The following is a 20079-nucleotide window of genomic DNA, read 5'->3' as shown; positions in this document are numbered from 1 at the left end:
TTTCGAAGGGCAATCTACGTATACCAGATGCCAGTGTCCATGCATGCCATTGCATAGCAGCATGCATGCTCCCGCATTGCAGCATAGTGATCCGTTAAAGGGACCGAACCGAGCTCAAAATTGCCAGCCGGGCTGCTGGAATTGCGAGATCGGCCCCAAAAGGCCCCCATTACGGAGGCAAAAGAGCGCGGACAGAGCGGCGCGCGGGTTCCAAATCCAACCGCACTGCAACATTCAAGGTCTTGGCAGGCCCAGCCAAAGCCGTTAGTGGTCTGCCCCCTTTTCCAATCAACTGTCAGAGTGGTTCATGTCGAGCGCCTCGCCCGCCGTCTCGATCGGCATCGATTTTGGGACCAGCAACACGGTCGTCGCGATCGCGGCGGACGATCGCCGGGTCGAGGCCATCCGCTTCGATCACGGCGGCCAGCGCCACAGCGTCTACGTCTCGGCGCTGTGCTTCTGGGAGGATCGGCCGGGCGCCGGCGCCCAGGCCGAAGGCGGTCCATGGGCCATCGAGACGTTCCTCGAAGGCCGCCACGTCTACCGCTTCCTGCAGTCGTTCAAGACGTTTGCGGCGAGCTCCAGCTTCAACACCACGCAAGTGTTTCGGCAGCGCTTCAAGTTCGAGGACATTCTGGCGGCGTTCCTGCGCACGCTGGCGCGCCATGGCGGCGAAAAGTTCGGCTTCGAGACGTCCAACATCACAGTCGGCCGCCCGGTGCGGTTCGCCGGCGGCAATCCCGACGAAGCGCTGGCGATGCAGCGCTATCGGGCCGCGTTCGAACGCCTCGGCGCCGGCCACGCGCGCTATGTCTACGAGCCCGTGGGCGCGGCGTTCTCCTTCGCCCGACGGCTGGAGCGTGATGCCACCCTGCTGGTTGCGGATTTCGGCGGCGGCACCAGCGATTTCTCGGTGATGCGCTTTTCGCGCGCGGGAGGAGCCTTGCGCGCCGAGCCGCTTGGACACGCCGGCATCGGCATTGCCGGCGACACCTTCGATTACCGCATCGTCGACCACGTCGTCTCGCCGCGGCTGGGAAAAGGCTCCAGCTTCCGCTCGTTCGACAAGGTGCTGCCGGTCCCCACCGGCCACTACACCAACCTCGCGCGCTGGCATCAGCTCGCGATGATGAAGAGCAATGGCGATCTGCGCGAGCTTCGGGAGCTTGCGCGCAGCGCGCTGAAGCCGAAGCTCCTTGAAGATTTCATCACCATCGTCGATCTCGACCTCGGCTTTTCGCTCTACCGCGCGGTATCCGACGCCAAGGTCGCGCTGTCGGCGCGGGACGAGGTGGACTTCCGCTTCAAGGGGGGCGGCGTCGACATCGGTGCGACCATCACACGGAAGAATTTTGAATCCTGGATTGCCGACGACATCGCCCGGCTGGGTGCCACCGTCGACAAGGTGCTAAGCGAAGCGGGCATCACCGCGCGCGAGGTGGAGAAGGTGTTCTTGACCGGCGGGACTTCCTTCGTTCCGGCCGTCAGAAAGCTGTTTGCCGAGCGGTTCGGTAACGAACGGCTGATGTCGGGCGACCAGTTCGAGTCGATCGCCTACGGCCTTGCGCTGATCGGACACAGCCCCGACCCCGATCGATGGACCGCAAGCGGTGGGATTACGCCGAAGGCGGGCGCGTAGCCCAGCAACAGCCGCCATTGCTTGGCTGCTCGCAATGACGACGGAGAGCTGTCATCAGTGCCGTAGGGTGGGCAATGGCGCGGAGCGCCGTGCCCACCATCTTTCCGAGGTTGAGAGAGCATCGGTGGGCACGCTGCGCTTTGCCCACCCTACGATACTGATTTCGCCGCTACTGATTGATCTCCGGCTCCACGAGCCTTGCGAGGCTTCGCAGCGATTCCTGCCAGCCGAGATAGCAGGCCTCGGGCGGGATGACGTCAGGGATGCCGGCCTGGGTGATGTCGACCTCGGTGCCGACCGAGACCTTCTTCAGCATCACGGTCACCTGGATTTCGCCGGGTAGATTTGGGTCGTCGAACTTGTCGGTGTAGCGGAGACGTTCGCCGGGGACGAGCTCGAGATATTCGCCGCCGAAGGCGTGGCTGTTGCCCGTCGTGAAATTCCGGAACGACATCTTGAACGTGCCCCCGACCTTGGGCTCGAGGTGATGGACGGTGCAGGTAAAGCCGTTCGGCGGAAGCCATTTCGCCAGCGCATCCGCCTCGAGGAAGGCGCGATAGACTTTCTCCGGACTGGTCGAGAGAACGCGGTGCAGACGTACAGTGCTGGGCATGTTCCTTCATCCTCTTGCATCGATGGGTCCGACCTTGGCGTCTACGGCCCATTCATGTCTCAAGGACGACCGGGATGCCGCCGATCCGACATGGCGTTGCAGATAAACGGGGGCCGCCGAAACCGGCGGCCCTTGATGCTGTTTTTGTTGTCGTCTTGGAACTTATCTTGGACGTTGTTTTGGATCGGTTTGCCGCTCACCGCGTCCAGTCTTCACCCGCGCACAACGTTCCCATGCAGCCCCGGACGTTGAGACTGCCGGATGGCAGCAAGGTGACGGTGCTCGCATAGGTCTTTCCGTCGTCGGCATTGTAGATCCTGCCCGACCATTGATTGGCGCCGGCCGCCTGCATGTCGATGAACAGGGAGATGCCGACGATCTTCCGGGCGCGCAATGCAGGATCGGCGTTATGGTCGTCGAGCTGCGCCTTGCCCGTCTTCTTATCGATCGGCTCCTTCAGCCAGACGACCCGGCCGCATAGCGCATTGCCGCAACGGCTCACCTTGATCCTCGCGTCGCCCGACTGTGTCAGCCAGACGCCGGCGGGACCGCTGGCCGTTGCGGCTTCGGCGTTTCCAAGCGGGGAGATGGACAACAGCGCTGCGAGCAGGTGCCGGACGAGGGTGGAACGCATGGGGGCTCCATATTGGATCAATTGTCATGAAATATTTCATGATAAACGATCAATATATCGCGCTTAAGGTTGAGTCAATCGCGCGGAACATGCATATTGGGGGTGGGTGGTTGCCTGGAAATTGCGGAGTGCTTGTAGATGGGTGTGGTGGAGATATCGGTACGTGAGGCCCGGCAGAGCTGGTTCCGGCGTCTCGATCTTGCGTTCTGGGCGATCTGGGCGGCACTGCCGGTGGTGGTGTGGCTCGCCTATCTCCGGAGCACGACCGCCTCCGCCTCGATCGCGGCGAGCCTTGGGCCCGACCAGGTGAAATGCGCAGGCCTTGTCGCCAATCCACTCGAGATGTCGCGCCCGGGACAGCTGTTGTTCTGGACGCTATTTGCGCTTCAGCTCTCGTTCTTCGCCGTGTTGATCGGCATCCTGCACCGTATGGTGCACCGATTCGCACGCGGCCGGATCTTCGCGTCCGAGACGCTTCAGGGCGTGTGGTGGATGGGGATCATTCTGGTGATCTGGCCGTTCATCGACCTGATCACCAGCAACGCGGTGGCTTATGCCTTGCACGAGATCGGCGACGTCAAGTTCTTCCTGCCGTCCTACAACGTCGACATCGGCACGATCGCGGGCGGGATGTTCCTGATGGCGCTGAAATTCGTCATCGAGCACGCCATCCTGCTGCAGTCCGAAAACGAGCTGACGATCTGAGGTGAATGCTTGTGCCGATCGTCGTGAACCTCGATGTCATGCTTGCGAAGCGGAAGCGCCGCCTCGGGGACCTCGCCGACGCAATCGGCATTTCCATCCAGAACCTGTCGGTCCTGAAAACGGGCAAGGCGAGGGCGATGCGCTTCTCGACCCTGGCCGCGATCTGCCGCGAGCTCGATTGTCAGCCCGGAGACATCCTCGAATATGTCGCAGGCGAGGAGGGCAGCGATGAGGATGCAGGCGAGGGGAGCTGAGCTCACACCTGGCGAGCCTTGTCCGCCTTCGTGCTGCACGCGAGAACCTGAAACACATCCCCCATGTGCAACGGTTGGCCGTTTGCGCGCTCAATTGAATCGAGCTCGCCTGGTGCGAGATCTACCTCGCGGCCGGCCGGACGACCGATCCGTCAGATCGTTGCCACATCCTGCGGCGTCATCGTGAAGGCGAGCCGGTAGCGGCCGATCGTCGGATTGTCCTGCGCGCCCAGAGCGCCAAGCGCCGCCGGCGAAAGTCGGTCGGCGGTCACCTGCTCGATCGCGTCGGCATCGTAACCCGACAGCAGCATGATCCAGTCGGCGGCGCCGTCCTTGCCGCGGATCTGCTGCTCGGTGGTGGGCGAGCTGGTCCGGGGCGTGTCGGTCAGGAGGAGGTGCGCGCCCGTCAGTCCCCGCATCTGCGCCAATGTGCCGAGCGTCTCCGAGAGATGTGTCTGCAACTCCACCTCGCGCCCGGCCTCCGGCGAAAGCCGGACGGTGGCGAGCGAGGTCGCGACGCCACCGCCAAAGCTGGCGGCGACGCGGCACTGGCTGCGCACCATGCCGAGATGGTGCGGCATCATCTTGGTCGACCACGGCGTCGGCGCGTTGAGCCGGTCGAGATATCCCTTCGACGTGAGCACCTCGTACCGCTCCAGCTCGTACAGCACGAAGAAGCCGTCAGTGTCCGTCGTGCTGGTCCAGCGCGATCCGCGCCGGAAGCCGGGAATGCTCATCCGCTCGGGAAAATGTTCGTGGGAATGCCAGTCGCCGAACTCCGCGCGCTGCTCGGGGCGGACGCTCCACCACATCGCGACGGCGGCCTTGCCAAGCAGTGACATGCTGACCTCCCTGTTTTCCAGCACTTTGCCTTGACGCCAACGGAGGAAGCAAGTCGTTCACGCTTCCAATCCGACCCCGTACTGTCAGGTGTGATCTGCTATCCCTTCGGGGCGGAGCCGGCACGTGTGGAGCTTGGCAGTCTTTCGGTGCACACAGTCGATTGGCTGGAGGGAGAGTGGTGCGGGTCTTCCGCGAGCAACTTGCCGGCGGCGTACGGTGTGCGCTCGATAGCGCGGCATCGCATCGACGCTCTCGGGCCAGCACAGTTAGCCGACACTAAATCGCGGCTGCGAACGCGCAACTCACCTTGCCTCAGGCGCCTTTCGGGCCTGAATTCGCAAAGTCCGAATTGTTCCGCCGAAGCCCATGAGGCATTAAATCCCGCCAAGCCTTGCAACTGGCGCCGATGAGGTATACGTTGGTGCTGTTCGTTCAGCCGCTGTGCCTTGTTGAATGCGCCCGCGGGCTCCTTTTCCAGAGACATCGACGAATTGAATCTGGTTCTGCGTGAGTGTCACGCGGAATGTGCGCGTATGCGCTTTGGAGAAGAATAATGACGACAGGTACCGTGAAGTGGTTCAACGGCCAAAAGGGCTTTGGATTCATTCAGCCCGACGACGGCGGCAACGATGTGTTCGTTCACATCAGCGCAGTCGAGCGGGCTGGTCTCTCAGGTCTCGCCGAGGGCCAGAAGGTCAACTTCGAGGCCAAGACCGACAAGATGCGAGGCAAGGTCAGCGCAGAGAATCTATCGCTGGCCTAAGATCCTGCGCCGTTTCACGGATGTACTGAAACGGCCACGCTGCCCGCTCGATCCCAGGGATTGAGCGGGTTTTGTCCGTTGCGGGAGTGGGTGAAGCATGAGCGGCAAGAAGTCGGCTGAACCGTCACCCCAAAGCATTGCGCGTACCAACCGTCAGCGTTTGGCTGCCGAGGAGGGAACGCGGGCAATGGCGGACGTCGAGAGACAGGCCGTCGATGTTCGCAAGAACATGGCGCGGCTTCGCGAACTGCGCGAAGCCAAGGAAGCGGCCGACGCAACTCTTCAAGCATCGCTGCCGGCACCAACCCTGACGAAGCGCAAGAGAAAGCTGACGCGATAGTCGAATTCAACTGCGTCGACGAAAATCTGGAGAGGGCCGGTCACATGCCAAAGAGTGCGGATCGTGCCTAGGATCAAGTCGGACAGCGGCGGCACAATCACCTTCTTTCTCGCGCTTGGCGCAGGCCGGCAGATGTGCCGCCTTGCGACCACGTTCCAGACGCAGAAGCAGGCCTTCAGCTATCTTCAGAAATACCGGACGGAATTCGAGCGCATCGCGCGGAGCCGATTGGCCTCCGGGGAGCTCGAAGACGGGATCGTCGTGCTTTCGATGCTCTAAAGCATGACCCGGACCCGAAGGGCCGCGTTAGCGCAAAGTGCGAAGCGGTTTTCCGAAAAGATCATGCTCAAACAATAACCTAAAGCGCGTTGACGATTCATTCCGATCTCATCGCGCTTTCGGTCAGGCGTCGATTTCGACGCGACGCGCTCAGCGCCAGCCTTCATCGCGCGGATGCAACATCGTGACCCGGCAGGGAACGCGTCCTATTCAGAGCGGTCCTTCGGCTCGGCCTCGCGGGCCAGTCGCTCCGCTTTCAGCCGCTCGCGATTCTCGTTGAAGGAGTGCTGGTCCTTCGCATAGTCATTGATCGGCTTCTGCGTTTTGACAGGCTTGAACGCCTTGTTGGCTTCACGCTTGGCCCGATCCGAGGATTGATCTCTCAACATTTCGACCTCGTTTTGATCAACAAGCTGTGACAGGACAGGTGCTGGCCGACGCCTCCCACCGCAAACGCTGTGCGTAGGCTTGCTACCTTTCGGGGCGAGAAGAAGGCCAATTCTGCAGCGTTGCGCAGATGCTTTTGCGATGTGTTTCAGTCACTCGCCTTGGCGGCTGCGTTGCTCGTACGTCGGGATAGCACGCCGGCTTAGACAACAATGGCACGCCGCCGCTTTTGTTCCAAGGACCCTGCGGACTGGCGCCAGGTTTGCGATAGTGCGATTGTCCCGCCGCAATGTCAGGAGATGTGTAATGCTCGGTGTGAACGACGGGGAGACAATCCCCGCGAAGGAAAGGCCGCAAAGGTCTCAAAGATGGACCGGTGAAGATGCATGGGCGGCTTACCAGCTTCCCTTCAACGATCTGCTCTTCCGTTCACAATCCGTACATCGGGAGCATTTTGACCCAAATCGCGTGCAGTTGAGCCGGCTGCTGAACATCAAGACAGGTGGTTGTCCGGAAGACTGCGGCTACTGCAGCCAGTCGTCGCATCATGCGACCGCTCTTGCAGCCTCCAAGTTGATGGAGGTCGGGAAGATCGTTGCCGAGGCACGCAAGGCAAAAGACAGCGGCGCGACGCGTTATTGCATGGGCGCGGCCTGGCGCAATCCGAAGCCGCGCGACATGGATGCCATTGTCGAGGTCGTCGGAGCCGTGAAGGAGCTCGGGCTCGAGACCTGTATGACGCTCGGCATGCTCGACCGGGATCAGGCCGACCGGCTGAGTGCTGCCGGGCTTGATTACTACAATCACAATATCGATACCTCGGAGCGCTTCTATCCGAGCGTTACCTCCACCCGCACGTTCGCCGATCGTCTCGATACGCTGGAGCATGTCCGCGAGGCCGGCATGAAAGTGTGCTGCGGCGGAATTCTCGGCATGGGTGAGAGCGAACAGGACCGCGTCGACATGCTGGTCACGCTCGCCAACCTCCCGGAAGCGCCGGAGAGCGTGCCGATCAACATGCTGATCCCGATTCCGGGAACGCCGATGGCGAAGGCGACGCCGATAGGTCCGATCGAGTTCGTGCGCATTGTCGCGCTGGCGCGTATCATGATGTCGGCCTCATTCGTGCGACTCTCGGCGGGGCGGTCGGCGATGACCGACGAGATGCAGGCGCTGTGCTTCTTTGCCGGCGCAAACTCGATCTTTGTCGGCGACACGCTGCTGACGGCGGGCAATCCGCAGGACGAAGCCGATCGAAAGTTGTTCCGCCGGCTCGGACTGGAGGCGCTCTGAAGCGTGATCCCTCTGGAAAGCCACTGTGCGCTTTCCGGATTAGAGCGTTTTCGAGCGAAGTGGATGCCGGTTCGCGTCAAGAAAACGCATCAAAACAAGAATCTAGAGCCCCGTTCCGATTCCATCGGAACGGGAAAGACTCTAGCCAACGCCAGACAAAGAAAGGCCGCCGAAATCGGCGGCCCTTCGTCTTCTCTGATGGTCCCGCTTACTCAGCAGCCTGCTTCTGCGGCGGGGCGAGAGAGGTCCGTTATGCGGGAGCCGGAACCGCCGGATCCTTCACCAGCGCAAAGGCTGCAGCGGCCAAAAGGCAGAGGAGCCCGGCGAGAAGAAACGCCGGCACATAAGTCCCTAGCGTATCTCTGCTGACGCCCGCGGCAAATGCCATCAGGCCAACGCCGAGCTGGTGGGCGGCAAAAATCCAGCCGAAGACCACCGGCCCCATCTCCCGCCCAAACGTACCGACCGTCAACTTCACCGTAGGCGGAACAGTCGCGATGAAATCCAGGCCGTAGAGTATCGCGAACGCGCTCATCGCTCCCAACGTTGCGTTGGACTCCACGAGCCAGATCAACGCAAGTCCGCGAAAGCCGTAATAGATCGCCAGCAGCCATCGGTTGTCGTAGCGGTCGGACAGCAATCCCGATCCGATCGTACCGATCAGATCGAACACCCCGATCATGGCGAGCAAACCTGCTGATGTCACGACCGGCAAGCCGAGATCGCCGCAGAATGGCACGAAGTGTGTCGATGTCAGCCCGTAGCTGGATACACCGCAGATGAGGAACGTCAGCGCCAGCACCCAGAACACCAGACGGGTTGATGCCAGGCGCAGGCCCCGGAAACTGATTGCCGCAAAGTTCTGCGCGGGAATTGCGGGCACCGGCGGCATCGCCGTCTCTCCGAGTGGCGCCAGCCCCAATTCCTGGGGGCGGTCCTTCCCGAGCAGCAGAAAGAGGACGAGCGAGACGAGAAGACCGAATCCGGACGGAACAAGCGCGACGCGCCAGCCCCAATTCTCGGCGATCCACGCGCCCAGCGGCATGAAGATCAAAGTGCCGGTTGCGATTGATCCGTTCGGGAGGCCGACCACCAATCCCCGATGGGTCGTGAACCAGCGTACCGAGATGACCGCGGCAAGTTGCAGGGCCGTGAGCCCCGGCGCGATGCCGAGAATAAGCCCGAGGCCGAGCCACATTTCGAACCGGTTCGTCATGACGATCGTCAGCAGCGGTCCGGCCAGCGCCAGCGTTCCGGCGATCGACAGCATCATCCGCGGACCGTAGCGGAGCATCAAGCCGCCGGCGAACGGCGCCGCCAGTCCGAACAGCGCGAAGCGAAGTCCTTGCGATGCAGACAACTCGCTCATGCTGACGCCGATGTCAGAAGCGATCTCCCGCATCAGGACGCTGGGCACGCCGAGCGCCGAGCTTGCAAATAGCGAATAGAGAAATCCCAGTGCAGCCATCACCCAGCCGTAATGGATGTTTCGCGCTGCCGCATGCCGTGCGATGAATTCAGCAAGCATGGCCAAATCCCTTCGATGAAATGAATTTTCTGAAAAAGCCGAAGGCTATGCCGGAGCTCGCCGACGAAACCGGCGGCCTTTTGTCTCGAGATAATCACCTCGATCGTGCTGCGAAGTGCTCGTCGCCGCGCAAAACATTCACTTTTCGGATGATGGCATAATACCCCTGTTTTGCCCGACGTGTCAAAAGAGGTTTCGTGAAATACGAAATCGTTTAAAGCCAACAGGTTAGCTACTGTGCATGGGGTTGTTTTTCCATTTTTTAGTCACAGCCGCGACCGCACGGTCTTCTGAAGCAAAAAGGGCCGCCCCTTCGGGCGGCCCTTTCGTCTCGTTCAACGTGGTGCGGCTTACTCAGCGGCCTGCTTCTGCGGCGGCTCGAGCGCGCCGGACTTGTGGATGTCGGCGACCTGGTGATCGCTGAAGCCGAGCACGCTGCGCAGGATCTCGTCGGTGTGCTCGCCGAGCAGCGGGGAGCGCTCCACCTCGCTCGGGCTATCCGACAGCTTGATCGGATTGCCGACCGAGATGTACTTGCCGCGGGTCGGGTGATCGACCTCGACCACGGTGCCGGTGGCGCGCAGCGACTGGTCCTCGGCGATCTCCTTCATCGACAGGATCGGGCCGCAGGGGATGTCGTCCTTGTTGAGGATTTCCATCGCCTCGAACTTGGTCTTGGTCATCGTCCACTGTTCGATGCGGGCGAAGATCTCGTTGAGGCGCGGCAGGCGGACGGCCGGCTTGGAGTAGTTCGGATCGGTCTTCCAGGTGGGCTCGCCGATCACGTCGCAGATCTTCTCCCAGACCGGGGCCTGGGTGATGAAGTAGATGTAGGCGTTAGGATCGGTCTCCCAGCCCTTGCACTTCAGGATGCGGCCGGGCTGGCCACCGCCGGAATCGTTGCCGGCGCGCGGCACGGCGTCGCCGAACGGAATGCCTTCGCCGAACTGGCTGTATTCCTTGAGCGGACCATGCGCGAGGCGCTGCTGGTCGCGCAGCTTGACGCGGGCGAGGTTGAGCACGCCGTCCTGCATCGCGGCGGTGACCTTCTGGCCCTTGCCCGAATGCGTGCGCTGATAGAGCGCGGTGACGATGCCGAGCGCCAGGTGCAGGCCGGTGCCGCTGTCGCCGATCTGCGCGCCGGTGACGAGCGGCAGGCCGTCGCGGAAGCCGGTGGTCGAGGCGGCGCCGCCGGTGCACTGCGCGACGTTCTCATAGACCTTGCAGTCTTCGTAGGGGCCAGGGCCAAAGCCCTTGATCGAGGCGACGATCATCTTCGGGTTGATCGCCTGGATCTTCTCCCAGGGGAAGCCCATGCGGTCGAGCACGCCGGGGCCGAAGTTTTCGACCAGCACGTCGCACTTCTTGATCAGCTCGGTGAGGACTTCCTTGCCCTTGGGGTTCTTGGTGTCGAGCGTGATCGAGCGCTTGTTGTGGTTGAGCATGGTGAAATACAGGCTGTCCACGTTCGGGATGTCCTGCAGCTGGCCGCGGGTGATGTCGCCCACGCCCGGACGTTCCACCTTGATCACGTCGGCGCCGAACCATGCCAGCAGCTGCGTGCAGGTCGGTCCGGACTGGACGTGGGTGAAGTCGAGAATGCGAACGCCCTTGAGCGCTTTGGTCATCGTGTTGCTCCGTATACTCTGTCTGCCCCCGCAAACCGCAGGGAATTAAGGGTTGAAGGGGAGGACTTACTTTTTCTTCTGCAGAACGCTCTGCGGATTGAGGTTGCCGATGCGGCCGCTCTCCGAGCCCGCGGCCGGATCGATCACCGCGTTGATGAGCGTCGGCTTGCCCGAGGCCATCGCCTCGTTGACGGCGCGCTTGAGCTCGTCGGGCGAGGTGGCATTCACGCCGACGCCGCCGAAGGCTTCCATCATCTTGTCGTAGCGCGCGCCCTTGACGAACACGGTCGTCGCCGGATCGGCATTGACGCTGTTGATGTCGGTGCCGCGATAGATGCCGTCATTGTTGAAGATGACGACGCAGATCGGCAGGTTGTAGCGGCAGATGGTCTCGACCTCCATGCCGGAGAAGCCGAAGGCCGAGTCGCCTTCCACCGCGAGCACGGGATGGCCGGTCTCGAGCGCAGCCGCGATCGCCTGGCCCATGCCGATGCCCATCACGCCCCAGGTGCCGACGTCGAGGCGCTTGCGCGGCCTGTACATGTCGATGACGCCGCGGGCGAGGTCGAGCGTGTTGGCACCCTCGTTGACGAGGATCGCCTCGGGATGGTCCTTGATCACGTTCTTCAGCACGCCGAGCGCACCGTGATAGTCCATCGGCGACTTGTTGTTCATGAGCTTCGGCGCCATCTTGGCGACGTTCTCGTCACGCTTGGACACGATGGCCTTGGTCCATTCGGCCGGCGGCGCGGTCCAACCCGTGCTGATCGCCTGATTGAAGGCGGAGACGACCGAGCCGATGTCGCCGACCACGGGCGCGACGATCTCGACGTTGGAGTCCATCTCGCGCGGCTCGATGTCGACCTGGATGAACTTCTTCGGGGTCTCGCCCCAGCTCTTGCCCTTGCCGTGCGAGAGCAGCCAGTTCAGCCGGGCGCCGATCAGCAGCACGACGTCGGATTCTTTCAGCACCGTGGAGCGCGCGGCGCCAGCGCATTGCGGATGCGTGTCGGGGAGGAGGCCCTTGGCCATGCTCATCGGCAGGAACGGCACGCCGCTCTTCTCGACGAACGACTTGATCTCTTCATCGGCCTGCGCGTAGGCCGCGCCCTTGCCGAGGATGATGAGCGGACGCTTCGCCGCCTTGAGCACGTCGAGCGCGCGCTTGATCGAAGCGGGCGAGGGGATCTGTGCGGGCGCGGCGTCGATCACCTTGACCAGCGACTTCTGGCCGGCATCGGCGTTCATCACCTGGCCGAACAGTTTTGCCGGCAGGTCGAGATAGACGCCGCCCGGACGGCCCGAGACCGCGGCGCGGATGGCGCGGGCGAGACCGATGCCGATGTCCTGGGCGTGCAGCACGCGATAGGCCGCCTTGCACAGCGGCTTGGCGATCGCGAGCTGGTCCATCTCTTCGTAGTCGCCCTGCTGGAGGTCGACGATCTCGCGCTCGGAGGAGCCCGAGATCAGGATCATCGGGTAGCAGTTGGTGGTGGCGTGCGCGAGCGCGGTGAGACCGTTGAGGAAGCCGGGCGCCGACACCGTGAGGCAGATGCCCGGCTTCTTGGTGAGGTAACCGGCGATGCCTGCGGCGTAACCGGCGTTCTGCTCGTGGCGGAAGGAGATCATACGAATGCCTTCGGCCTGCGCCATGCGGCCCAAATCCGTGATCGGGATGCCCGGCACATTATAGATGGTGTTGATGCCGTTCAGCTTGAGCGCGTCGATGACGAGATGAAAGCCATCCGTCAATTCCTGCTCGGTGCCCGGTGCTTCGGACTTGGTCGCGGTATTCAGCATGGGCCTTGTCTCCCTGGTCTCATATGCCGTTTTAGGCTTTGTGGGCGAATGGCTCGCCCTTCTGGTGAACGTTGCTAGGTGAACAGTTCTTGACCGTGCGCTTCGACGTAAGCGGCAAGGCCAAGGGTGTGGTCGCGGGCGCGCTTCTCGGCGAGCTCGGTGTCGCGCGCTTCCAGTGCTTCGATCATGCTGAGATGCTCGGGCAGCGAAGTGGCGGTGCGATCCTTGCGTCCGATGGTGAGCTGGCGGTAGCCGCGCACGTGCAGCAGCAGGTCGTTGGTGAGATCGACCAGCACCGGCGATTCCGACAGCGAGATCAGCGCCTGATGAAAGGCGATGTTGGCGCGCGAATATTCCTCGACGTGATCCTCGGGCAGGCGGTCCTTGCCGAAATCCTTGAAGTAGTCGCGCAGCGCCGTGATGTCTTTCTTGCGTGCGGTGGTGGTGATCAGGCGGGCCGCCATGCTCTCCAGCGCCGCCCAGGCGCGGATCATGTCGACGATCTCGCTCTTGGTTCTGCGCACCACCATGATGCCGCGGCGCGGAACCGTCTTCACGAAGCCGTCCTGCTCGAGCATCGCGATGGCTTCGCGGATCGGGGTGCGGCTGACACCCAGGCGTTCGGACAGCGCGCGCTCGTCGAGCATCACCGGCTCGGGCGTCGAGTAGATGTCCATCTTGAGGATGGCTTCCTTCAAGGCGTCATACGCCTTGTTCTTGAAGCTGCTCTCCGGGGCAATACGAACGATTGCGATATCTGCCTCGGTCATGTTCGGCAACGCCTTGGTTGGTTTCCGCAGTGACACGACGAATCTCCTCCAGTGGGAGTCGTCTTTTACAGGATTATTAACTGGAAAGTTTTTGGCATACCACATGCCAGAATGTCAAGCTGGCTATTTTTTGCGGCGTTCTAAGTCATGCAGCAGCTTGACAAGTTGGCTTCTGGCATACCAAATGCCATCGCCAGCCATTTTTGATCCAAAGCGGCGGAGTAATGTGGGCTTTATGCCACTCCGTTCCGCGACATGGAACAGAGCGCGGCGAATGGCAAGCATCACGGGCAGCCGCTACACGCGCGCGCTTTGAAAGAACGAACTGAGGTCAAGGGAGAAGCCATATGTCCAATTCCAAAGATGCCGTCCGCAAAGTGCTCGACCAGGTCAAGGCGGACAACCGCACCAGCCTGACCGCGCCGGAAGGCAAGCTGGTCTGCGACGCCTACGGCATTCCGGTGCCGAAGGAGGGCGTGGCCAGGTCGGCGGGTGAGGCCGGCAAAATGGCCTCCTCGATGGGCTTCCCAGTGGTGATGAAGATCGTCTCGCCGGACATTCTCCACAAGACCGAAGCTGGCGGCGTCATCGTCGGCCTCAAGACGGCCGAGGATGCCGAGAAGGCCTACGAGACCATTCTCTCCAACGCCAAGAAGTACAAGTCCGATGCCAAGATCGAGGGCGTCCAGGTGCAGCAGATGCTGGCCGGCGGCACCGAGGTCATCGTCGGCTCGATCACCGACGGCTCGTTCGGCAAGCTGGTCGCTTTCGGCCTCGGCGGCGTGCTGGTCGAAGTCTTGAAGGACATTACCTTCCGCCTCGCGCCCGCGACCAAGGAAGACGCGCTGTCGATGCTCGACGGCATCCAGGCGCATGAGATTTTGAAGGGCGTTCGCGGCGGCGAGGCGGTGAATCGTACGGCGCTCGCCGACGTCATCGTCAAGGTCTCGCAGCTCGTCACCGATTTCCCCGAGATCGTCGAGCTCGATCTCAACCCGGTGTTCGCGACGGCCAAGGACGCGATCGCCGCCGACGTGCGCATCGTCGTCGACTTCGCCTATGTGCCCAAGCCGAAGCCGCGCCCGACCGAAGAGATCGTCGCGGCCATGAGCCGCATCATGCAGCCGAAGGCGGTCGCCGTGGTCGGCGCCTCCGCCGAGGACGGCAAGATCGGCAACTCCGTGATGAAGAACCTCATCAACGGCGGCTACAAGGGCGACATCTATCCGATCCACCCCAAGGCCGCCGAGATCCTCGGCTACAAGGCCTACAAGAGCGTGAAGGACGTGCCGGGCGTGATCGACACGGCCGTGTTCGCGATCCCCGCGAAGTTCGTCGCGGCGGCGCTCACCGAATGCGGCGAGAAGAAAATCCCGGGTGCGGTTCTGATTCCGTCGGGCTTCGCCGAAGCCGGCGCGCCGGAGCTTCAGGCCGAGATCGTCGAGGTCGGCAAGAAGTACGACATCCGCCTGATGGGGCCGAATATCTACGGCTTCTATTATACGCCGGCCAATCTCTGCGCGACCTTCTGTACGGCCTATGACGTCAAGGGCCACGCCGCGCTGTCGTCGCAGTCGGGCGGCATCGGCATGGCCATCATCGGCTTCTCGCGCTCGGCCAAGATGGGCGTCTCGGCGATCGTCGGCCTCGGCAACAAGTCCGATATCGACGAGGACGATCTGCTCGCCTTTTTCGAGCAGGATCCGAACACGAACCTGATCGCGCAGCACTGCGAAGACCTCAAGGACGGCCGCGCCTTCGCGGAAGCCGCCAAGCGCGTCTCCAAGAAGAAGCCGGTCATCGTGCTCAAGGCCGGCCGCACCTCGGCCGGCGCAAAGGCGGCCTCGTCGCATACCGGCGCGCTCGCCGGTAACGACAAGATCTACGAGGACGTCCTGGCGCAGTCCGGCGTGATCCGGGCCCGCTCGCTGCGGCAGCTGCTCGAATTCGCCCGTGGCGTGCCGGTGCTGCCGACGCCGAAGGGCGAGAACGTGCTGATCATCACCGGTGCGGGCGGCTCGGGCGTGCTGCTGTCGGACTCCTGCGTCGACAACGGCCTGTCGCTGATGTCGATGCCGCCGGATCTGGATGCGGCCTTCCGCAAGTTCATCCCTCCGTTCGGTGCGGCCGGAAATCCTGTGGATATCACCGGCGGCGAGCCGCCGATCACCTACGTCAACACGGTGAAGCTCGGCCTGTCGGACGAGCGGATCCATTCGCTGATCCTCGGCTACTGGCACACCATCGTCACGCCCCCGATGGTGTTCGCCCGCAACATGGTCGAGGTGAAGAAGGAGATGGAGGCCAAGGGCTTCGTGAAGCCGATCGTCGCCTCGCTCGCCGGCGACGTCGAGGTCGAGGAAGCCGCCGAATATCTCTACCAGAACGGCATCCCGGCCTACGCGTACTCCACCGAGCTGCCGGTCGAGGTGCTCGGCGCCAAGTACAAGTGGGCGCGCGGCGCGGGGCTGCTCTGAGACGACGAAGACGCTTCGGTATGATCCGGAGCGGGTGGTTATTCACCTCTCCCCGCGCGCGGGGAGAGGTCGAATTGCGAAGCAATTCGGGTGAGGGGGACTCTCCACGAGTCTAACTGTCACCGTCCTTGCGGAGACTCCCCCTCACCCTGACCCTCTCCCCGCAAGCGGGGAGAGGGAAATAAGAATAGGGCGAGGGAGAACGGTCAGGTCGCGATGAGCAAGAACGTGATCCGGCGCAAATCGCTCGAGCCTCGATCGCCATCGGAGGCCGACCACGACGCGCGCGATGGCGGCGTGCAGTCCGTCGACCGCGCGCTATCGATCCTCGAAACGCTGGCCGAAGACGACGAAGGCTATCGCCTCAGCGACCTCGCCGTGCGCACCGGCCTGTCGGCCTCGACCGTGCACCGCCTGCTGGCGACGCTGGAGAGCCGCCGCTTCGTGCAGTTCGACCGTGCCCAGTCCAAATGGCATGTCGGCGTGCGCAGCTTCACGGTCGGCGCGAGCTTTGCCCGGCGGCGTAATTTCTCCACGCAGGCGATTCCTTACTTGCGCAAGCTGCGCGATCTCACTCGCGAGACCGCCAATCTCGCTGTCGTCGACGACGAGTTCATCATCGTGCTGACCCGCATGGAGAGCCGCGAGATCATGCGCTCGCTGACCCAGGTCGGCGGCCGCGTCGCTATGGTGACGTCAGGCGTCGGCAAGGCAGTGCTCGCGACTTATTCGGACGAGGACGTCGGCGCGGTCATCCGCCATCACGGCATGCCCCGCCTGACCGAGAAGTCGATCGTGCGGCCGGGCGACCTGTTCAAGGAGCTCGAGAAGATACGCAAGCAGGGTTTTGCGCTCGACGATGAAGAAGCCTGTATGGGCCTGCGCTGTATTGCCGCAGTGGTCTATAACGACTGCGCCGAGCCGCTCGCGGCGATTTCCGTCTCGGGCATGACCAGCCGCCTGACCGACGACAGATTGCCGGAAATCGGCCAAATCGTGCGCGAAGTCGCCGGCGAGTTGACCGTCGCGCTCGGCGGGGTGATGCCGAAATCTGGCTAACAAGGAACCGGGCCTGTCGCTGGACAGCATCGGCCGTTTTGGCTGATATGCGACCAAACGACACAATGCGGCAACCGATCAACGACGTCCGCACGAGCCCTGGAGAATGCCCCCCATGTTCAAATTTCCCGCGCGCCTTGTCGGCGCAGCCGTCGCGCTGACCCTTGCGGCAGCTGCGCCCGCTTTCGCCCAGCAGCTCGAGCTCAAGCTGATGGCGCCGGCGGCCCCGGGCGGTGGCTGGGACCAGACCGCGCGCTCGATGCAGCAGGCGCTGGTCGCTTCGGGCGTCGCGCGCAGCGTGCAGGTCGTCAACGTTCCCGGCGCCGGCGGCAGCGTCGGCATCGCGCAGTTCGTCAACGGCGCCAAGGGCGACGGCAACCAGTTGATGGTCAACGGCTTCGTCATGGTGGGTGCGCTCGCCATGAACAAATCGCCTGTCACGCTCGAGCAGGTGACGCCGATCGCGCGCCTCACCGAGGAAATCCAGGTGATCGTGGTGCCGGCGAATTCGCCGATCAAGACCGCGCAGGATCTCGCCGCCGCGGTGAAAGCCGACATCGCCAAGGTGACCTTCGCCGGCGGCTCGGCCGGCGGCGTCGACCACGTCATGGCCGCGTTGTTCGCGGGCGCCGTCGGCGCCGACGCGAAGAAGATCAACTACATCCCGTTCTCCGGCGGCGGCGAATCGCTGGCGGCAATCCTCGGCGGCAAGGTCACCGCGGGCATTTCGGGGCTGAGCGAATATGAAGGGCAGATCAAATCCGGCAAACTGCGCGCGATCGGCGTGACCTCGGAGAAGCGCATCGCCGGCAGCGACATCCCGACCTTTAGGGAGCAAGGCATCGACCTCGTGATCGCCAACTGGCGTTCGGTGGTCGCGCCTCCCGGCATCACGCCGGAGCAGCGCAAGACGCTGAGCAATGCGGTCGAGAAGATGGTGAAGTCGGACGCCTGGAAGGAGATCCTCAAGCAGAAGGGCTGGGAGGATGCCTATCTCGGCGGCGACGCCTTCGTCGACTTCCTGAAGAAGGAAACCGTGCGCGTCACCGACGTGCTGAAATCGGTCGGCCTGGTCAAGTCATGACCTCAGGCGATCCCGCCCAGCCGCGGCGCGTCGATCGCGCCGGCATCGTCATCGCTGTATTGCTCGCAGGTCTCGCCGCGGTGCTGGTCTGGGACGCGCGCGGGCTACAATCCACTTCGATGTACGGGATGGGACCGGAGGCAATGCCGGTCGTGGTCGCCACCGGCCTTGCGCTGCTCGCGATCGGCAATTTCATCGACGCGCTGCGCGGCAATCTGCCGGCGCGCGAGAGCGCCGATCCCGTGCCTGTGGTTCTGATCCTCGTTGGCCTTGCGCTCCTCATTGCCATCATCGGCTTCGGCGGCGGCTTCATCCTGGCGACGTCGGCGCTGTTCGTGACGACGTCGGCAGCTTTCGGGCGCCGTGCCATCCTCGTCGACAGCATCATCGCCCTCGTGATGTCGACTCTCATCTATCTCGCGTTCGACCGGCTGCTGACGCTGAGCCTTCCGACCGGCCCGCTGGAGCGACTGCTGTGATGGACACTTTTGCGGCGCTGGCCCACGGCATGGCGGTCGCCGTCCAGCCGATGAACCTGCTTTACGCGCTGATCGGCGTGTTTCTTGGCACGGCAGTGGGCGTGCTGCCGGGCATCGGCCCGGCGCTGACGGTCGCGCTGCTGCTGCCGGTGACCTACAAGCTCGACCCCGGCGGCTCGCTGATCATGTTCGCGGGCATCTATTACGGCGGCATGTATGGCGGATCGACCACGGCGATCCTGATCAACACGCCCGGCGAGAGTGCCTCGATGGCGACTGCGCTCGAAGGCAACAAGATGGCCAAGGCCGGCCGCGGCGGGCCGGCGCTTGCGACCTCCGCGATCGGCTCCTTCGTCGCCGGCACCATCGCCACCATCGGCCTTGCGTTTCTCGCGCCGTGGCTGGTCGATTTCGCCGTGCGCTTTGGCCCCGAGGATTACTTCGCGCTGATGTGCGTCGCCTTCGTCACGGTGTCGGCAACCTTCGGCGATTCCCCGGTCCGCGGCCTGACCAGCCTCTTCATCGGCCTGACGCTGGGCCTCGTCGGCATCGACAAGCTGACGGGTCAGGCGCGGCTTGCGTTCGGCGTCCCCGAGCTGCTCGACGGCGTCGAGGTGACCACACTTGCTGTCGGCCTGTTTGCGGTGGGCGAGGCGCTCTACGTCGCATCGCGCCGCCACCACACTGAGGAAAAGCTCGAGCCGGTGCGGGGCTCGCTGTGGATGACGAAAGAAGACTGGAAGCGTTCGTGGAAGCCGTGGCTGCGCGGCACCATGTTCGGCTTCCCGATCGGTGCGCTGCCCGCTGGCGGCGCGGAGATCCCGACCTTCCTGTCCTATTCCACTGAGAAGCGGCTGACAAAACATCCGGAAGAATTCGGCAAGGGCGCGATCGAAGGCGTCGCGGGACCGGAGGCCGCCAACAACGCCTCCGCCGCCGGCACGCTGGTGCCGCTGCTGACGCTGGGATTGCCGACCTCGGCGACGGCCGCGATGATGCTGGCGGGGTTCCAGCAGTACGGCCTCAACCCGGGGCCGCTGCTGTTTGCCGAGCGGCCTGACCTTGTCTGGGGCCTGATCGCCAGTCTCTTCATCGCCAATTGCATGTTGCTGGTGCTCAATCTGCCGCTGGTCGGCCTGTGGGTGCGGCTGCTCGCGATCCCGCAGCCCTGGCTCTATGCCGGCATTCTCGTGTTCGCGACCATGGGCACCATCGCCGCAAAGCCGTCGGTGGTCGAATTGTCGATGCTCGCCGGCTTCGGCGTGCTCGGTTTCCTGATGCGCCGGTTCGACTTTCCGATCGCGCCGGTCGTCGTCGGCCTGATCCTCGGTCCGATCGCCGAGAGCCAGCTGCGCCGCGCGCTCGCGATCAGCCTCGGCGATCCCATGACGCTGCTCCAGAGCCCGATCTCGGCGACGCTGCTCGGCATTGCGCTGGTTGCGCTGCTGGCCCCGTTCGTGCTGAAGGGGATGGGGCGCTTCAAGGCGAACGAGGACTAGCCGTC

20 protein-coding genes are annotated in these 20079 nt (G+C 63.2%); 12 read left to right on the top strand and 8 right to left on the bottom strand.

Going from position 1 to position 20079, the window contains the following annotated elements:
* Positions 1 to 307 precede the first annotated feature (307 nt).
* Entirely contained in the window at positions 308 to 1639 is a 1332-nt protein-coding gene (locus AB7G19_RS29750) for an Hsp70 family protein (protein ID WP_135215005.1), read from the top strand.
* 169 nt (positions 1640 to 1808) lie between these two features.
* On the opposite strand, the gene AB7G19_RS29745 is transcribed toward AB7G19_RS29750, so the two are convergent.
* Both AB7G19_RS29745 and AB7G19_RS29740 read right to left on the bottom strand, forming a co-directional pair.
* Positions 1809 to 2252: an SRPBCC family protein gene (locus AB7G19_RS29745; protein WP_085400624.1), complete on the bottom strand. Its 444-nt coding sequence runs from the start codon at positions 2250 to 2252 to the stop codon at positions 1809 to 1811.
* A gap of 196 nt (positions 2253 to 2448) precedes the next feature.
* Complete coding sequence (locus tag AB7G19_RS29740; protein ID WP_071915551.1) at positions 2449 to 2886, bottom strand: DUF2147 domain-containing protein; 438 nt, start codon at positions 2884 to 2886, stop codon at positions 2449 to 2451.
* Between the two features lie 138 nt (positions 2887 to 3024).
* Here AB7G19_RS29740 and AB7G19_RS29735 point away from each other — a divergent pair, with 138 nt between their 5' ends.
* Together AB7G19_RS29735 and AB7G19_RS29730 are read left to right on the top strand one after the other, a co-directional pair.
* Positions 3025 to 3591: a DUF2975 domain-containing protein gene (locus AB7G19_RS29735; protein ID WP_063984524.1), complete on the top strand. Its 567-nt coding sequence runs from the start codon at positions 3025 to 3027 to the stop codon at positions 3589 to 3591.
* A gap of 11 nt (positions 3592 to 3602) precedes the next feature.
* Positions 3603 to 3845 (top strand): helix-turn-helix domain-containing protein, encoded by a 243-nt coding sequence (locus AB7G19_RS29730; protein ID WP_071917595.1) that lies wholly within the window; start codon positions 3603 to 3605, stop codon positions 3843 to 3845.
* A 152-nt stretch (positions 3846 to 3997) separates the two neighbouring features.
* Here AB7G19_RS29730 and AB7G19_RS29725 read toward each other — a convergent pair whose 3' ends face one another.
* Positions 3998 to 4687, bottom strand: coding sequence for a hypothetical protein (locus AB7G19_RS29725; RefSeq protein WP_085400676.1), 690 nt, complete (start codon positions 4685 to 4687; stop codon positions 3998 to 4000).
* Between the two features lie 554 nt (positions 4688 to 5241).
* Between AB7G19_RS29725 and AB7G19_RS29720 the strand changes: the two genes are divergently transcribed.
* The 3 genes from AB7G19_RS29720 to AB7G19_RS29710 all read left to right on the top strand — a co-directional run bounded on the left by AB7G19_RS29720 (position 5242) and on the right by AB7G19_RS29710 (position 6070).
* The gene (locus AB7G19_RS29720; RefSeq protein WP_028151479.1) at positions 5242 to 5451 is read left to right on the top strand and encodes a cold-shock protein; all 210 of its coding nucleotides are present in this window, start codon (positions 5242 to 5244) and stop codon (positions 5449 to 5451) included.
* 97 nt (positions 5452 to 5548) lie between these two features.
* A complete protein-coding gene (locus AB7G19_RS29715; RefSeq protein ID WP_063984523.1) occupies positions 5549 to 5791 on the top strand; it encodes a hypothetical protein in 243 nt (80 codons plus the stop codon).
* A gap of 54 nt (positions 5792 to 5845) precedes the next feature.
* On the top strand, positions 5846 to 6070 hold the full coding sequence (locus AB7G19_RS29710; RefSeq protein WP_028151477.1) for a hypothetical protein: 225 nt from the start codon (positions 5846 to 5848) through the stop codon (positions 6068 to 6070).
* A 206-nt stretch (positions 6071 to 6276) separates the two neighbouring features.
* Here AB7G19_RS29710 and AB7G19_RS29705 read toward each other — a convergent pair whose 3' ends face one another.
* On the bottom strand, positions 6277 to 6459 hold the full coding sequence (locus AB7G19_RS29705; RefSeq protein ID WP_063984522.1) for a hypothetical protein: 183 nt from the start codon (positions 6457 to 6459) through the stop codon (positions 6277 to 6279).
* A gap of 304 nt (positions 6460 to 6763) precedes the next feature.
* Here AB7G19_RS29705 and bioB point away from each other — a divergent pair, with 304 nt between their 5' ends.
* Entirely contained in the window at positions 6764 to 7750 is a 987-nt protein-coding gene (gene bioB, locus AB7G19_RS29700) for a biotin synthase BioB (RefSeq protein ID WP_441268660.1), read from the top strand.
* 250 nt (positions 7751 to 8000) lie between these two features.
* On the opposite strand, the gene AB7G19_RS29695 is transcribed toward bioB, so the two are convergent.
* The 4 genes from AB7G19_RS29695 to AB7G19_RS29680 all read right to left on the bottom strand — a co-directional run bounded on the left by AB7G19_RS29695 (position 8001) and on the right by AB7G19_RS29680 (position 13476).
* Positions 8001 to 9278: an MFS transporter gene (locus tag AB7G19_RS29695; protein WP_201266164.1), complete on the bottom strand. Its 1278-nt coding sequence runs from the start codon at positions 9276 to 9278 to the stop codon at positions 8001 to 8003.
* Positions 9279 to 9628: 350 nt separating this feature from the next.
* Positions 9629 to 10906 carry a formyl-CoA transferase gene (frc, locus tag AB7G19_RS29690; protein ID WP_085400627.1) on the bottom strand — a complete coding sequence of 426 codons (1278 nt, stop codon included), beginning with the start codon at positions 10904 to 10906 and terminating at the stop codon, positions 9629 to 9631.
* Positions 10907 to 10972: 66 nt separating this feature from the next.
* Positions 10973 to 12706, bottom strand: coding sequence for an oxalyl-CoA decarboxylase (gene oxc, locus AB7G19_RS29685; protein WP_085400629.1), 1734 nt, complete (start codon positions 12704 to 12706; stop codon positions 10973 to 10975).
* A 74-nt stretch (positions 12707 to 12780) separates the two neighbouring features.
* The gene (locus AB7G19_RS29680; protein WP_166105920.1) at positions 12781 to 13476 is read right to left on the bottom strand and encodes a GntR family transcriptional regulator; all 696 of its coding nucleotides are present in this window, start codon (positions 13474 to 13476) and stop codon (positions 12781 to 12783) included.
* A gap of 347 nt (positions 13477 to 13823) precedes the next feature.
* Between AB7G19_RS29680 and AB7G19_RS29675 the strand changes: the two genes are divergently transcribed.
* From AB7G19_RS29675 to AB7G19_RS29655, 5 genes are all read left to right on the top strand, one after another.
* Positions 13824 to 15953, top strand: coding sequence for an acetate--CoA ligase family protein (locus tag AB7G19_RS29675; RefSeq protein WP_028150267.1), 2130 nt, complete (start codon positions 13824 to 13826; stop codon positions 15951 to 15953).
* A gap of 216 nt (positions 15954 to 16169) precedes the next feature.
* A complete protein-coding gene (locus AB7G19_RS29670) occupies positions 16170 to 17012 on the top strand; it encodes an IclR family transcriptional regulator (protein ID WP_063984517.1) in 843 nt (280 codons plus the stop codon).
* Between the two features lie 115 nt (positions 17013 to 17127).
* Positions 17128 to 18096: a Bug family tripartite tricarboxylate transporter substrate binding protein gene (locus tag AB7G19_RS29665; protein ID WP_085400631.1), complete on the top strand. Its 969-nt coding sequence runs from the start codon at positions 17128 to 17130 to the stop codon at positions 18094 to 18096.
* A complete protein-coding gene (locus AB7G19_RS29660) occupies positions 18093 to 18575 on the top strand; it encodes a tripartite tricarboxylate transporter TctB family protein (protein WP_085400632.1) in 483 nt (160 codons plus the stop codon). Before AB7G19_RS29665 ends, AB7G19_RS29660 begins: the two co-directional genes overlap by 4 nt.
* Positions 18575 to 20074 carry a tripartite tricarboxylate transporter permease gene (locus AB7G19_RS29655; protein ID WP_085400634.1) on the top strand — a complete coding sequence of 500 codons (1500 nt, stop codon included), beginning with the start codon at positions 18575 to 18577 and terminating at the stop codon, positions 20072 to 20074. The genes AB7G19_RS29660 and AB7G19_RS29655 overlap by 1 nt, the downstream gene beginning before the upstream one ends.
* The last annotated feature ends 5 nt before the right edge of the window (positions 20075 to 20079 follow it).

Origin of the sequence: Bradyrhizobium sp. 215_C5_N1_1 (genome assembly GCF_052075935.1) — a bacterium.
Taxonomy (GTDB): Bacteria; Pseudomonadota; Alphaproteobacteria; order Rhizobiales; family Xanthobacteraceae; genus Bradyrhizobium; species Bradyrhizobium barranii.
This window is presented reverse-complemented; position numbering and strand designations above follow the sequence as displayed.

Bases quoted from the DNA above. Each gene is read 5' to 3' on its own strand.
- AB7G19_RS29750 (WP_135215005.1), top strand. From the start codon at position 308: ATGTCGAGCGCCTCGCCCGCCGTCTCGATCGGCATCGATTTTGGGACC.
- AB7G19_RS29745 (WP_085400624.1), bottom strand. From the start codon at position 2,252: ATGCCCAGCACTGTACGTCTGCACCGCGTTCTCTCGACCAGTCCGGAG.
- AB7G19_RS29740 (WP_071915551.1), bottom strand. From the start codon at position 2,886: ATGCGTTCCACCCTCGTCCGGCACCTGCTCGCAGCGCTGTTGTCCATC.
- AB7G19_RS29735 (WP_063984524.1), top strand. From the start codon at position 3,025: ATGGGTGTGGTGGAGATATCGGTACGTGAGGCCCGGCAGAGCTGGTTC.
- AB7G19_RS29725 (WP_085400676.1), bottom strand. From the start codon at position 4,687: ATGTCACTGCTTGGCAAGGCCGCCGTCGCGATGTGGTGGAGCGTCCGC.
- AB7G19_RS29720 (WP_028151479.1), top strand. From the start codon at position 5,242: ATGACGACAGGTACCGTGAAGTGGTTCAACGGCCAAAAGGGCTTTGGA.
- AB7G19_RS29715 (WP_063984523.1), top strand. From the start codon at position 5,549: ATGAGCGGCAAGAAGTCGGCTGAACCGTCACCCCAAAGCATTGCGCGT.
- AB7G19_RS29705 (WP_063984522.1), bottom strand. From the start codon at position 6,459: ATGTTGAGAGATCAATCCTCGGATCGGGCCAAGCGTGAAGCCAACAAG.
- bioB (WP_441268660.1), top strand. From the start codon at position 6,764: ATGCTCGGTGTGAACGACGGGGAGACAATCCCCGCGAAGGAAAGGCCG.
- AB7G19_RS29695 (WP_201266164.1), bottom strand. From the start codon at position 9,278: ATGCTTGCTGAATTCATCGCACGGCATGCGGCAGCGCGAAACATCCAT.
- frc (WP_085400627.1), bottom strand. From the start codon at position 10,906: ATGACCAAAGCGCTCAAGGGCGTTCGCATTCTCGACTTCACCCACGTC.
- oxc (WP_085400629.1), bottom strand. From the start codon at position 12,706: ATGCTGAATACCGCGACCAAGTCCGAAGCACCGGGCACCGAGCAGGAA.
- AB7G19_RS29680 (WP_166105920.1), bottom strand. From the start codon at position 13,476: ATGACCGAGGCAGATATCGCAATCGTTCGTATTGCCCCGGAGAGCAGC.
- AB7G19_RS29675 (WP_028150267.1), top strand. From the start codon at position 13,824: ATGTCCAATTCCAAAGATGCCGTCCGCAAAGTGCTCGACCAGGTCAAG.
- AB7G19_RS29670 (WP_063984517.1), top strand. From the start codon at position 16,170: ATGAGCAAGAACGTGATCCGGCGCAAATCGCTCGAGCCTCGATCGCCA.
- AB7G19_RS29665 (WP_085400631.1), top strand. From the start codon at position 17,128: ATGTTCAAATTTCCCGCGCGCCTTGTCGGCGCAGCCGTCGCGCTGACC.
- AB7G19_RS29660 (WP_085400632.1), top strand. From the start codon at position 18,093: ATGACCTCAGGCGATCCCGCCCAGCCGCGGCGCGTCGATCGCGCCGGC.
- AB7G19_RS29655 (WP_085400634.1), top strand. From the start codon at position 18,575: ATGGACACTTTTGCGGCGCTGGCCCACGGCATGGCGGTCGCCGTCCAG.